Origin of the sequence: Flavobacterium arsenatis (assembly GCF_031456785.1) — a bacterium.
Taxonomy (GTDB): domain Bacteria; phylum Bacteroidota; class Bacteroidia; order Flavobacteriales; family Flavobacteriaceae; genus Flavobacterium; species Flavobacterium arsenatis.
Genome location: NZ_JAVDVI010000002.1, coordinates 197007 through 210768 on the forward strand (window position 1 = coordinate 197007; position 13762 = coordinate 210768).

The following is a 13762-nucleotide window of genomic DNA, read 5'->3' on the forward strand; positions in this document are numbered from 1 at the left end:
GTAATTATTTTATACTTTTATGACTTAAACTTATCATAAAATTAGGCTATGCAATCATTCAGTTTCAACAAATTGACAAAAAATGCATCTATTGTTATTTTTACCTTATTTTTTACTTCCTCCTACGCTCAAAATCAACCCGTGAATCAAGGCGATTTTTGGAGCAGGGTTCGATATGGTGGCGGATTGGGTTTAGGTATTGGAACTGGATACACCGACATCATGGTTGCACCAAGTGCCATCTATGATTTCAACGAATATTTCTCGGCTGGATTGGGTTTGCAAGGAAGTTACGTGAAGGTAAGAAATAACTTCGAATCTTATATTTATGGAGCTAGCTTGGTAACTTTATTCAATCCAATAAACGAAATTCAGCTTTCTGCAGAGTTGGAGCAGGTTCGCGTCAATCTCACCTATGAGGATGATTTCAAGGAAAATTTTTGGAATACGGCTTTATTTTTAGGAGCGGGTTATAGAACTCAAAACGTGACGATTGGCGTTCGGTATAATGTTTTGCACGATGATGATAGGAATGTTTATAATGATGCTTTTATGCCGTTTGTTAGAATTTATTTTTAACATTTATTCAACGATAAAATCAATATCTTTGTACCATAAATCAATCTCTATGAATGTTTTAACCCGAAAAAAAGAGCTTATAAATTGGATTTCTTCGATTGAAGATGTTTCTATTTTGCAGGAAATTGAAAAGATTAAAAAGCAAGAAACATTTAATTTCGATAAAGAATTCGAAAGAGGAATTAGTGCAAATGAGCTTAAAGAGAAAACCACTCAATTTATCAAATCACTCCCTTGGAAAAAAGCATAATTGTTTATCTGCCAGAAGTTGAAGATTATATAAATGACCTAGTATTGAATTTATTTAATGAAAATTATTTCAATTATATTGAAAACGCAATAGCTTACAAAGATCAGTTAATTAATTTTATTGAATCTAGTATTTCGACTTTCCCTCCTCAAAAATCTCCCAAGGCACTGATCCATTTTGGCGGCCAATACATTTTTTACAAAAGCAATCAAAGAACTACTTGGTACGTTTTTTTTGAAAGCCGAAACAATAAATATCTAATAACTTTTATCACTAACAATCATTCAGAAGATGCAAAATGGTTTTAGATTAAAACCTATTCCTAAACCAAACCTTCTGCCATTCCCTTTTCAAAATCAAAAAAGAAACCTGTTCTGATAATTCTACCAGATCCGAACCATCGAGCTTTTTAATTTGGTCTTCGGCTACATCAATTATGTAAAGAAGATTAAGGTATTCTGCAAATTTATATTGAATCAATCGATAGATTTTTTCGTGTAATTGCACTTTCAACTCATTTGGAGATGTGCTTGCTGGAAAATCGATAGCTTCATTAGCTAGATTGAAATCCTTGTTGATTTGTTCGATTAATTTTGGGTACAAGCTTTCACTTTCGGCTTCGGAAAGTAATAAATCGGTAGTTTTTGGTGCAATGAATGTCATCTTACGAAGGTATAGGTTTTACTTTGTTTCTTTCCCAAAACTCGACAATCTTTGCCAGAAGCACATCGCCACCGGCATAAAAAAACACGGCTCCCATTGGCGGATTGGCTGTTGGAATGGTATTGAACGTTTTCGGAACCCAAGTCCAGCATTGAAAATAGGTGCCTAAAAGCTCGATATAAATCACACAAAGTGCAATGAAATAATAGAGGTTCTGCCATTTTTTCCTCTTTAAAAGTAAAAAGAAAAACACACCAAATATTAATGAAAACCAGTCGTTCAGGAAAAACCCTACTGATAGAAACAATACTGTAAATGCTATTACAAAAAATTTCCTGAGTATCTTTTCATTTCGAATAGCCCAACGTGTATGTGCAAAAACATAACCCGAAGCATACACAATTGCGTGACCAAAAGGAACATAAAGCGGAATGACGTCGGTTCGATACTGATACATTTCCAGAAGGGTACAGAAAATCAATTCGCCAATATACGACAGGAAAACCATCGCGAACATCAATTTCCTTAAATGTAAATCGGCAAAATAAAAGAACAATGCAAAATAGGAAATCGCAAGAAAGTTGGTAAGTGTCCTTCCGTCAAAATAATTTTCGAGAAAGACAACCGAATCAATTCCCAATGCTAAAATCGTAAACAACAAAAAGCCAAAAGCCATAAACAATTGGCCATTTTGATTTGCTTTTTCATTGTTGAAGATAGCGTTAACGGTTGTCATTATTAGACTTTTCTTCCCATTAAATTTTCGCCAAACGATTTCAGGATATCCTTTTTCTCGTTGTCGATGTTTATTTTTTGAAGTGTTTCAAAAGCTTTTAAAGTAAATTCTTGAATAGCTTGCTTGGTGACTTCCGAAGCTCCGGTTGCATTGAAAATCTCCTTTACCGAATTGATTTTTTCGGTATTATCTTCGGGATGGATCGAAAACAAATGCTTCAATTCTTCAGCCTGGTCTGCATTTGCAAATTCTTGTGCTTTTAGATATAAATAGGTTTTTTTGTTTTCGATGATGTCGCCACCCACTTGTTTCCCGAAGGTTTCAGGGTCGCCAAAAGCATCCAAATAGTCATCCTGCAACTGGAACGCCAAACCTAGATTGAGTCCGAAATCGTAAATCAGATTGCAATTCTCCTCTGAAGTTTCGGCTATTATGGCTCCCATTTTCATGGCTGCGGCAACCAAAACTGCAGTTTTATATTGAATCATTTTCAGGTATTCTGGAATGGTAACATCTTCACGGTTCTCAAAATCAACATCCCATTGTTGTCCTTCACAAACTTCGATTGCAGTTTTGCTGAACAATTTTGCAAGGTCACGGAAAACTTTCGGTTCGTATTTTTCAAAATATTGATAGGCTAGGATCAGCATTGCATCTCCTGAAAGAATTCCTGTATTGAGATTCCATTTTTCATGAACGGTTTCCTTTCCTCTTCTCAAAGGAGCGTCATCCATAATATCATCATGAACCAATGAAAAATTATGAAAAACCTCAACCGCCAAGGCTGCAGGAAGTGCTTTTTTATAATCGGTTCCAAAAATTTCAGCCGTCATCAAAGTCAAAATCGGACGAATTCTTTTGCCGCCCAAGGCCAAAATATAATCAATTGGCTCGTATAAATTTTTAGGCTCTTTAATAATTGTTTGCTCTTCTAAATAGGTCGAAATAAATTCTTGGTACTGATAAATGGAATGCATAAAGGTAATTTTTTGCTAAAATAAGGTATTTCCATCGGTTTGCCAATTGCTTTTTCAGGGGAAATTTTAAATTGAAGTTAGCTTTCTTCTATTTCAGGATTATAAATTCACATCTGCGGTTGATGGAATGTTCCGTCTCGGTACAGTCGTCACCACACTTGATAAGCTGCACTCTTTTCCCATAGCCTTTAGATTTTATCCTAGTTTTATTTATTCCATTTTTCACTAAAAATTCCAATGCTGCATTGGCTCTGTTGTGGGAGAGTCTCAAATTATATACATCCGAAGCCCTGGAATCGGTATGGGCTCCAAGCTCAATTTCCATTCGGGGATATTTTTTCATGATATCTACCAAAACATTTAAAGTATTTGCCGCTTCTGGTTTTATTTCCCATTTATTGAAATCAAAATAGATGTTTTCCAGTTCTATATAAACCAGTCCATCGTCTTTTTTGACAATGATTTCTTCGGCATCTTCATAGGATTCAATTTCCAATTCGATATTAAAACGGATCTGTCCATCGTCTTTTGTTTCGAAATCTATTACCTTAGAAGCATAGAAATCTCTTTCGGCCACAATTTTATATTTCTTGTTGGGCTCGGAATTGAACACATAATCCGCATCTTTCCCTACCACAATTTGCACAATCAGCTTGTCTTGATCGTCGTATAGTTTCACAACAGTTCCAGGAAGCAATTCTTTGGTGTTCTTGTCCCTAACATCTCCTTCAACAGTGAAACGTCTTGGATTTATGCTTCGTTCAAAAGCAAACAAGTCGTCGCCACCATCTCGGTTGGATGAAAAATAACCCAGACTGTCTGCTTCTTTTAAAACAAAAGAAAAATCATCCCGTCCTGTGTTTATTGTTTCGCCTAAATTTATAGGTTTTGCATAGACCTCATCATACGATCTTGCCATAAACAGGTCCAAACCACCCATTCCCTGATGTCCATCGGAAGCGAAATATAACGTATTGTCTTCTGCCATGAACGGAAATTGTTCCCTGTGTTGCGTATTGACGTTGTTGCCTAGATTCACTGGTTCTCCATAGGTTCCATCTTCATAAATATCGGCATAATAAATATCGAAAGAACCCAGGGAATCGGGTCTGTCGCTTGAAAAGTAGATTTTTTTCTCGTCTGGACTCAATGCCGGATGCTGGGTCGAAAATTGGTCGCTCGAAAAAGGCATTTCCGTTACGTTTGTCCAAACTTCGTTTACTAGCTCAGCCCGAAAAATTTTCACAGAAGCAAAAACCTCTTCTCCTACTTCCACTCGTTTGTCGCTGGTTCTGTTGAAATACATCGTTTTTTTATCTTTTGTAAAAACGGCAGAACTTTCGTGGGTTTTGGTATTGATTTCTTTTGAAAAGGGTTTGATGTTTTCGAGCATTCCATCTTTGGAAATTGTGGCCTCAAAAAGATCCAGATAGGGTTTTCCGTTCCAATGATACTTTGGGCTTGAAGTGCTTCGCAAGGAAGCAAAGATTATTTTATCTCCATAAATTCCAATACCAAAATCGCCGTCAGAATTTTTAGATAGTTTTTTTATGGTGTAATTATAAGGCACTATGCTGTTTAGATGCTGCTTGAACTTCTTTGTATCCACTACAAAACCACGATATTTAGACATCATCGCATCGGCTCTTTCGCTGTTCCCGATACCATTTAGAACGTTGGCATATCTGAAATAATGCACAGGTTTAACGCTGTCCTTGTAGGTCGAAATTAAATTTGCATAAGGCTTTTCGGCAAAGTTCATTTCGTTGTTAAAGTAGTAGCAATCGCCTAAATTCTCCAATACATGTTGGCCAAGACCTGCTTTTTCGTATAATTTGGCCGCTTCAACATAGGCCTTGTCGGCAAAAAGCTTATCTGCCTTTTTGATGTTATTTTTCTGAGCCAAAACGATTTGACTGATAAGAATAAGCAATAATAGATAGGTATTTCTTTTCATTATCAATGTTTTAGAAGAATCGAGGTGATTTGTCGTATCCTTTATTGTCGTCTTTTTTGTCTTTGTTTTTGCTTATATCAAACAGCACCATGATTTCATGTGATCCCGAACTGAATCGACCCAAGTTGGATAGGGTATAATCATAAGCATAACCAACTCTAACTACGGGTGAAATCCTGAAATTGACCAATCCGCTGACGGCATCATCCACACGGTATCCAACTCCTAATTCGACCTTGTTGTTGATCAAGAAATTGGAAGTAATATCAAACGCCATAGGAACTCCTCCCGAAACGGCTCTGGCCATAAAAGCAGGTTTGTATTTTAAATTTTCATTCAAATTAAACACATATCCTCCTGTAATAAAATAATGGATGGCTTCGACACCAGTCCTAACAACACCCTGATCACGTTCTAAATGTTTTGTGGTCAATAAATTAGGACTAGACAACCCAAAATAATAGTTTTCTCCAAAATAAAAAGTTCCAACTCCGATATTAGGAAATACCTTGCTGATATTGTTAGCAAATGCGGCATCGGGTAATTCATCAGAATAAATGAAACCATCAAAATTTGTACTAAAAAAAGTGGCTCCAGCTTTGAGACCGAAGGAAATTTTACTTGTTTCATTAACTTTTAGAACATAAGCAAAATCTGCATATACGCTTGTTTCTTTTACAACATCTCCAATTTGATCGTGAACTATCGACAAACCAGCTTCAACTTTCTTTGCCAAAGGAGAATGTGCGAAAAATGTTCCTGTTGAAGGTCCTCCTTCCGAACCCACCCATTGTGCTCTGTAAAGTGCTCCGAAATTCATATCACCAGAATCTGTTGCATACCCTGGGTTGATGATGCTCATATTATACATATACTGCGTATATTGAGGGTCCTGTTGTGCAATTCCTTGAAAAGAAAGCAACAATAACGCAATTAGGGTATAATATTTTACTGTTTTTTTTATCATATTACTATCAAATTACCTGCTCAAGTAAAGTCTTCCTTGAACGGCTTTTCTTGCTCCATCATTAAAGTTTAAAATATAGAAATATACTCCAATTGGCAGTTTGCTTCCGCCAACTTGCATTCCCTTTTCGCTATTTCCATCCCAATCGGGTTTTGAGGCATTCCCTTCAAATAGGACATTACCCCAGCGGTTGTATATCGTTATTGAAAAATTAGGATAGAGTGTACGGATGTTTTTTATGACAAAAGCATCGTTAGTTCCGTCATCGTTAGGCGAAAAACCATCGGGAATGATAAGTTTTGGTTCTTCATCCTCACAATCCTTGATTGCAACCCTAACTTCAAGACGGGTAGTGCTTTCGCATCCTGAATCAGAAACTATTACGGCATAATAGGTATATCCATCAATTAATAAGGCATCAGCGGCATAGGCGTTTCCGTTTTCGGGAGCGTCATACCAGACTACGCCATTAGGCTCAATAATTCCTGCCGACAAACTTGCTATAGTTGCATTATCGGTTTCACAAAACTCATTCGTTCCATTAAAGGTTGGTGAAGCTACTTCTTCAATGGTAAACGATACTGCTTCGAATGTATGTCCAGATATACCGCAAGCATTTCCAGTATTAGATAGAATTGGGGTTAGGGTTAGGGTATAATTTCCAATAGCGTTCAACACCGATGAAGGAATTACAAAACTCGTATTTCCGTTTTCAAAAACAACTGGAATTGTTGCATTAAAAACTATAGCACCCGAAATCTGATAACTCAATTGATAGTTTCCGCTTGATAAGTTTGATGCATTTTGTATAAAAATGTTTGCATCTGAATTTAAACAAACAGCATCAGTTGCAACGCTTGCGGGAGTGTTTGTTGGAAGCTCATCAACTGTAACCACAACTGTAGCAGTAGCTGGCAAACAACCAGTCGCTCCAGCTACTGTATAAACATAAGACCCAGACAAATCTACTGATGGATCAAAAACACCAGTGCCACTTGCCAAAACTGGAGACCAAGTACCTCCAATATCGGGAACACCTCCTAGAAAAGAGAATAAATCTGTTGGAGCATCGTCTTCACAGAAAGTTGCAATGCCATTCTCTCCTGCATCGGGAGCTTGGTTTACTGTAACGTTTACCGTCGCCGAAGCCGCCGGGCAAAAGGATGTTCCGGACAATGAATAAACATAAACACCCGATGAATCTATCGATGGATCAAAAACACCAGTACCGCTCGCCAAGGGTGGAGACCAAGTTCCGCCAAGATTGGGAGTACCTCCAAGGAAAGAAAACAGATCTGCAGGTGCATTATTTGTACAGAAAACTGCAGTTCCGTCAATTCCTGCATTAATTAATGGCTCTATAATTATTGTGACTGTTGAAATATCTTGAGGACAAGATGGTGATGTAGATACGGTATAAGTGAAAATATAAGGACTTCCTGATGCTGTCAGGTTTGAAATATCGATTGTTCCAAGATTTCCATTTGTTGTTGCAACAGATCCTGTCCAGATTCCAAGGTTTGAAGGCGTTCCTGACAAGCTTTCGAATAAATTTACATCTGGGGCTGTGGCCAGGTCGGTTTCGCATAATGTGAAACTGCCATCCTCTCCTGCTTCAGGGATTTCACCTACAGTTACAATAACCGTTGATGAATCGGATGGACAAAATGATGTTCCGGGTAAAGTATAGACATACACGCCAGGCAAGTCGATTAATGGGTCAAAAGTACCATTTCCACTCGCCATGGTTGGGGACCACGTACCTCCAAAATCCGGAATACTTCCCAAGAAAGCAATCAAATCCGCAGGGTTGTCATCTCCACAGAAAAATGCAAAGCCGTCAATTCCTGCATCAACTTTTGGCTCTATAATTATTGTAACTGTGGAAATATCTGGAGGACAAGATGGTGATGTGGTTACGGTATAAGTGAAAACATAAGGGCTTCCCAACTGAGACAAGCTTGAAACATCAAGTGTTCCCAGATTTCCATTTGTTGTTGCAATTGGCCCTGTCCAAATTCCTAGATCTGATGGAGTTCCCAACAGGATTTCGAACAAATTTAAATCTGGGGCGGTAGCCAAATCAGTTTCGCAAAGTGTAAAACTTCCATCCTCTCCTGCTTCTGGGATTTCGCTAACCGTTACTGTTATTGTTGCCGAAGCCGGTGGACAGAATGATGTTCCCGGAACGGTATAGACATAATCACCCGATGAATCTATTAATGGATCAAAAACGCCAGTACCGCTCGCCAAGGCTGGAGACCAAGTTCCGCCTTGATCCGGAGTTCCTCCAAGGAAAGAAAACAGATCTGCAGGAGCATCTTCTCCACAGAAAAAAGCTGTACCATCAATTCCTGCATCACCTTTTGGTTCTATAATTATTGTAACTGTGGCAATATCTGGAGGACAATTTGGTGATGTGGTTACGGTATATGTGAAAACATAAGGGCTTCCCAACTGTGACAAGCTTGAAACATCAAGTGTTCCCAGATTTCCATTTGTTGTTGCAATTGGCCCTGTCCAGATTCCAAGGTTTGAAGGCGTTCCCAAAAGGCTTTCGAACAAATTTAAATCTGTGGCGGTAGCCAAATCAGTTTCGCAAAGTGTAAAACTTCCATCCTCTCCTGCTTCCGGGATTTCGCTAACCGTTACCGTTATTGTTGCCGAAGCCGGTGGACAGAATGATGTTCCCTGAACGGTATAGACATAATCACCCGACAAATCAACCAATGGATCAAAAATTCCAGTACCGCTTGCCAAGGCTGGAGACCAGGTTCCGCCTTGATCCGGAGTTCCTCCAAGGAAAGAAAACAGATCCGCAGGAGCATCTTCTCCACAGAAAAAAGCGGTTCCATCCTCTCCAGCATCCACAAGCGGTTCAATAATAATCGTTACAGTTGCAATATCAGGAGGACAATTTGGTGATGTGGTTACGGTATATGTGAAAACATAAGGGCTTCCCGACTGTGACAAGCTTGAAACATCAAGTGTTCCCAGATTTCCATTTGTTGTTGCAATTGGCCCTGTCCAAATTCCTAGATCTGATGGAGTTCCCAACAGGCTTTCGAATAGATTTAGGTCTGGGGCTGTAGCAAGGTCGGTTTCGCATAATGTGAAACTGCCATCCTCTCCTGCTTCCGGGATTTCGCTAACCGTTACCGTTATTGTTGCCGAAGCCGGTGGACAAAAGGTTGTTCCCGGAACAGTATAGACATAATCACCCGACAAATCAACCAATGGATCAAAAATTCCAGTACCGCTTGCCAAGGCTGGAGACCAGGCTCCACCTTGATCCGGAGTTCCTCCAAGGAAAGAAAACAGATCGGCAGGTGCGGCATCTCCACAGAAAAAAGCGGTTCCATCCTCTCCAGCATCCACAAGCGGTTCAATGATAATCGTTACAGTTGCAATATCAGGAGGACAATTTGGCGATGTCGTCACGGTATAGGTAAAAACATAAGGGCTTTCAGGTTCTGTCAAGCTTGAAACATCAAGGGTTCCAAGATTGCCATTTGTTGTTGCCATTGGCCCTGTCCAAACTCCTAAATCTGATGGAGTTCCCAACAGGCTTTCGAATAAATTTACATCTGGAGCTGTGGCAACATCAATCTCGCATAGGGTAAGGCTTCCGTTTTCTCCTGCTTCATTTTCGGGTAAGATATTTACCAAAACCTCTAATCGTTGTGTACTTTCACAAGGCGGAACAATGGTGGTCCCGTAATAAACATGTCCATCAATCAATGGGGTCGAAGGATCCAATACTAAAGCAGAAGTGTTGGTGAGGTACCAATTATTATTTCCGGTTGCAATCAAGTTACTTACCGTTGGAGGATTTTCTGGATCATTACAAAATATCTGAAGAGCTTCACCTTGAGGGACATTTACAACATTAACCACTACAAAAACGGGTAATCTAGAAGTTAAACATCCTGTAATTGGATTTGTTTGTCCGGCATAATAAATACTACCTGAATTTATCACAGTATTCATTGCCAAAGGTGTTCCGCCAAAAGGATTATTATACCATTGTATATTGTTACCTGTTGCATTTAATGAAGCAATTGTTGCCTGGCTTGGGGAAGAGACACATATACCTTGAAAATTTTGTCCCGTTGGAGCCGTATAGAGGCTAACTATTACGGCAATCCTATTTCCGCAATTCCCTGCACCATTATCCAAAAAATAATCTTCGCCATTTATCAACCCTTGACCAGGAGATAAAGGTGTAGTAGAAGTCGCGGTAGCATACCACGCAATTCCGCCTCCATTATCAGTGGCCTGCAAATCAGCTACTGTCGGAGCTTGAATATCGCAAAACGACTGATTTACATTAATTGCGGTTGGACATTGTGCCACAGAAAAAAATGTTCCATAAAAAAATAGGAAAAATAGGAAAAAGCTATTCTTTGAGGAAAGGTTGTTTTTGGAAACACCTAGAAATATGGTTTGTAAATTCATAAAATGGTTTGCCTTTTTAAAAAACCATTACTTAACAATTTTTGCATCTGTATCTTCCGTATATTGGAGTATGTAAGCTCCTGAATTAATATAACCCCCATCTGGATCTTTACTATATCTAAAACTTAACTTTAGTTGCTCTGTTCTACTTTCTTGGGCTAAAACTTCGAAACTTCTGTCCTGAAACAATCTTAATAAAGCATCAAAAGTTACATCGAAACCTTTTACAGCTTCGTTGGTGGGTTCAAAGCCGTATTTCACCAAGAAATCTTTCTTAAACTTTTCTAATTCTTTAGTATTGGTAGGTTTATAAAGCGATGGATAAATCATTTTTAAGGCCTTGAATCGCATTTCTGAAAGTCCTTCCCCTTTGATTTTTTCTTTAAGCTCAACCAATGCAATCTCTACATCAAACTCTTTGGAATACTTTAACAATGAGGTAGTTGCAGTTAAAATAAGCCCTGCTTTATCGGTGTCCAAAACAACATAACTTTTATTTGACGAGCTTAACAAACTTTTTAGAGATTCCGAATCAAAAACGCCATTTTCATCAATTTTCACAAATCTTGCTTCAGGATAATTTTGGGCAATAAAATCTCTGCTTTCTTTTCTTGTTGGATCACTAACGATGATTGTATTTTGTTTTTTTGAAACAACATAATCAAGGACTAGTTTTTTTAGTTGCACATCGGAAATCAAAGCGTTATAGGTTGTCGCAAAAGTTGCTGCTGTTTTTTTTGTATCTGAAAAAATCATCGGGATGTTGTTTTTCGACAAATAATCACCTAATTTTTCTGAACCAGAAGCCTCCATAGGACAAAATACGGCTTTATAGTTTTGAATATTATTAGATATTAGATTAGAAAAACCTTCTTCAGCAGTTCCAGAATATTGAATTTCAAATACTTTCGAACTTATCAAAACATTATTCTTTCGAAGAGAATCCATCGCCATTGAAGCTCCTGCATAAAACTCTAATTGAGCCGTAGTTTCATCCGTTTTGGGTGAAGATTTTATAAAATCCAAGTACTTCTCTTCGGTGAAAGGCATCAAAAAAGCGATTTCTTTTTGCTCTCCTTTTTTAATGGATTTTAGCAATCCTGCTTGCGAATTGTCGAAAAGGGTTGCTTTCGCATTTGTAAGGGCCGAGGCATTTTCTGTTGGAACTTTTATTATCATTCCTGCTTTTAAACCATTGCTTAACTCTGGATTAAGATCAATTAATTTTTCTTCGCTCAAGCCCGACATTTTAGACAATCCGTATAAAGTTTCTTTAGGTTGAACCTCATAAGAAACCAGATTTTCAATTGGAATTTTTACTTCAGCTTGTGTAATAATTTCCTTTTTTTCTACTGATTTTTCAGCATCTGCTTTTGTTGAAACCGTTTCAGATTTTGCAATTGTTTCTTTTCGCTCTGCAGGTTTTTCAGCAAGGACTTCTTTTTCAACCGCTATTGATTTTGGCTTGTCAACTTGCTGTTTAGCAATTGGCTTGTCAACCATTCTTCCGGGAATATTGATTTGATGTCCGGTTCTAAGCATTTTAATGATGTGTGGATTCAGATTTTCAAGTTCGTTTATGCTAACTCCAAATCGTTTAGAAAGTCCGTATTTTGTTTCGCCAGCTTCCACGATGTACTGCTCATAATTTGAATCTGAAACTGGAATATGATCGGATTTTTTTGCAGGAACACTGATGGTTTGACCGCTCTGCAAAACCGCTCCGAGAACAGATCTGTTGATTTCAATCAATTCTGAAACAGTTGTTTTGTATCTTCTGGCGATGCCCCACAATGTTTCACCGGGCTGTACCAAATAAGCCGTATAATCTCCATTTTGATTGCTCTTTTCAGAAGTGCTTCTTGAATCATTATTATTCTTAACTGCTTTGACCTGAATTTTCAATTCAGCACCAGCCCTCAACATATCAATTATATGTGGATTCTGGCGTTCTAATTCTTCAATAGAAATATTATATTTTTTTGAAAGGCCAAACTTGGTTTCACGAGGTTGCACTAGATGACTGATAGTATCCGAATCATTGTCCTTAATATTCCAAATTTTAGTTTTTGGAATTAGGATCACATCATTTTCTTTAAACCCATTGGATAAACTGGGATTGAGTTGGTATAATTCTGTAGTGCTAACTTGATACTTTTTTGCAATAAATTCTATCGTTTCTTCTGCTACAACCTTATGTTTCAAAAAAGTTTCTTGGGCATAAATCTCAAATATGCCACTCCGAAACAGTAGTAGGAAAAGAATGTAATATTTTTTCATTATCGAATTATAACGCAAGGGGCAAGGGTATAGAAATTATATGATAATAATGCAGGTAAAAGTAGCAATAAAGAAATTACAAAATGAAAGAATTATGTTACTTTTTGTTTATTTTTTTTAAATGCTGATTGATTGATGAAATTTTAATTTTTTTATCAATTCACAAAATCACGAAACCGTTTTCTGTTAAAAAACCGTTAAAATCATATTTGACAAATTTGTTAAACAAAAATGTTATGTAGTTTTGCACTAACAATTTTGTTAAATATTTTAGTTAAATAAAAATGTCAACAGAAAGAAAAGACGAAGCAACGGAAGTACAAATTAAAAATACCGCCAAAAGGTTATTCTTTGGAGAAGGAAAATTTAATGCAACTACACAAGAAATTGCCGATGCAGCTGGAGTAAACCGAACCCTAATTAATTATTATTTCCGTTCGAGAGATAAATTGTTCGATTTGGTTTTTAAAGACGCCCAAGAATATGAACAAAAAAGGACCGAGTCGATTATGTTCTCGGAACTTCCTTTTAAAGCCAAGATTGAAGAATTTATAGACGAATCTTTTTTAATGGCGAAAGAATATCCTTATATGGAATTGTATATGGTTACTCAATTCAACCAAGGCTGTTATTTCAAAGATGAAGAAGGAATGGATCGAATGCTGAAAAAATTCTACGAGGAATTTGAAGTAGCCATGGAAGAAGGCCTCATCCTGAAGATGGAACCTATCCAATTTATTATCAATATGATATCCCTTATTTCATTTCCAGTGGCAATGCGACCGCTTTTTCAAAAGACAATGCATCTGGACGACAAAGAATATGAAAGGATCCTTACCGATAGAAAACAAATCATAATGGACACCTTATTTTGCAAGTAAACAATCATCAATCA

The 13762-nt window shown here is 37.6% G+C and carries 10 protein-coding genes; 3 read left to right on the forward strand and 7 right to left on the reverse strand.

The features are described 5' to 3' along the window. The first annotated feature begins 48 nt into the window (after positions 1 to 48). Entirely contained in the window at positions 49 to 579 is a 531-nt protein-coding gene (locus J2X31_RS03545) for a hypothetical protein (protein WP_310024462.1), read from the forward strand. Positions 580 to 628: 49 nt separating this feature from the next. Beyond that, positions 629 to 829 carry a hypothetical protein gene (locus J2X31_RS03550; protein WP_310024463.1) on the forward strand — a complete coding sequence of 67 codons (201 nt, stop codon included), beginning with the start codon at positions 629 to 631 and terminating at the stop codon, positions 827 to 829. A gap of 309 nt (positions 830 to 1138) precedes the next feature. Here the strand turns inward: J2X31_RS03550 and J2X31_RS03555 are convergent, their stop codons facing one another. The 7 genes from J2X31_RS03555 to J2X31_RS03585 form a co-directional block, all read right to left on the reverse strand. Further along, on the reverse strand, positions 1139 to 1492 hold the full coding sequence (locus tag J2X31_RS03555; protein ID WP_310024466.1) for a hypothetical protein: 354 nt from the start codon (positions 1490 to 1492) through the stop codon (positions 1139 to 1141). Position 1493: 1 nt separating this feature from the next. Then, a complete protein-coding gene (locus J2X31_RS03560; RefSeq protein WP_310024467.1) occupies positions 1494 to 2228 on the reverse strand; it encodes a hypothetical protein in 735 nt (244 codons plus the stop codon). A gap of 2 nt (positions 2229 to 2230) precedes the next feature. Then, positions 2231 to 3205, reverse strand: a complete 975-nt coding sequence (locus J2X31_RS03565) for a polyprenyl synthetase family protein (protein WP_310024469.1) — start codon at positions 3203 to 3205, stop codon at positions 2231 to 2233. Between the two features lie 88 nt (positions 3206 to 3293). Further along, positions 3294 to 5162 (reverse strand): OmpA family protein, encoded by a 1869-nt coding sequence (locus tag J2X31_RS03570; RefSeq protein WP_310024470.1) that lies wholly within the window; start codon positions 5160 to 5162, stop codon positions 3294 to 3296. Between the two features lie 10 nt (positions 5163 to 5172). After that, on the reverse strand, positions 5173 to 6129 hold the full coding sequence (locus J2X31_RS03575) for a PorP/SprF family type IX secretion system membrane protein (protein WP_310024473.1): 957 nt from the start codon (positions 6127 to 6129) through the stop codon (positions 5173 to 5175). 12 nt (positions 6130 to 6141) lie between these two features. Continuing rightward, a complete protein-coding gene (locus tag J2X31_RS03580; RefSeq protein ID WP_310024474.1) occupies positions 6142 to 10587 on the reverse strand; it encodes a gliding motility-associated C-terminal domain-containing protein in 4446 nt (1481 codons plus the stop codon). A 27-nt stretch (positions 10588 to 10614) separates the two neighbouring features. Further along, positions 10615 to 12867 (reverse strand): LysM peptidoglycan-binding domain-containing protein, encoded by a 2253-nt coding sequence (locus J2X31_RS03585; protein WP_310024475.1) that lies wholly within the window; start codon positions 12865 to 12867, stop codon positions 10615 to 10617. A gap of 284 nt (positions 12868 to 13151) precedes the next feature. Between J2X31_RS03585 and J2X31_RS03590 the strand changes: the two genes are divergently transcribed. After that, complete coding sequence (locus tag J2X31_RS03590) at positions 13152 to 13748, forward strand: TetR/AcrR family transcriptional regulator (RefSeq protein ID WP_310024478.1); 597 nt, start codon at positions 13152 to 13154, stop codon at positions 13746 to 13748. Positions 13749 to 13762 lie beyond the last annotated feature (14 nt).

Excerpts from the sequence above, each read along its gene's own strand:
- J2X31_RS03590 (WP_310024478.1), top strand. The coding sequence starts at position 13,152 with ATGTCAACAGAAAGAAAAGACGAAGCAACGGAAGTACAAATTAAAAAT.
- J2X31_RS03560 (WP_310024467.1), bottom strand. The coding sequence starts at position 2,228 with ATGACAACCGTTAACGCTATCTTCAACAATGAAAAAGCAAATCAAAAT.
- J2X31_RS03545 (WP_310024462.1), top strand. The coding sequence starts at position 49 with ATGCAATCATTCAGTTTCAACAAATTGACAAAAAATGCATCTATTGTT.
- J2X31_RS03575 (WP_310024473.1), bottom strand. The coding sequence starts at position 6,129 with ATGATAAAAAAAACAGTAAAATATTATACCCTAATTGCGTTATTGTTG.
- J2X31_RS03580 (WP_310024474.1), bottom strand. The coding sequence starts at position 10,587 with ATGAATTTACAAACCATATTTCTAGGTGTTTCCAAAAACAACCTTTCC.
- J2X31_RS03570 (WP_310024470.1), bottom strand. The coding sequence starts at position 5,162 with ATGAAAAGAAATACCTATCTATTATTGCTTATTCTTATCAGTCAAATC.
- J2X31_RS03555 (WP_310024466.1), bottom strand. The coding sequence starts at position 1,492 with ATGACATTCATTGCACCAAAAACTACCGATTTATTACTTTCCGAAGCC.
- J2X31_RS03585 (WP_310024475.1), bottom strand. The coding sequence starts at position 12,867 with ATGAAAAAATATTACATTCTTTTCCTACTACTGTTTCGGAGTGGCATA.
- J2X31_RS03565 (WP_310024469.1), bottom strand. The coding sequence starts at position 3,205 with ATGCATTCCATTTATCAGTACCAAGAATTTATTTCGACCTATTTAGAA.
- J2X31_RS03550 (WP_310024463.1), top strand. The coding sequence starts at position 629 with ATGAATGTTTTAACCCGAAAAAAAGAGCTTATAAATTGGATTTCTTCG.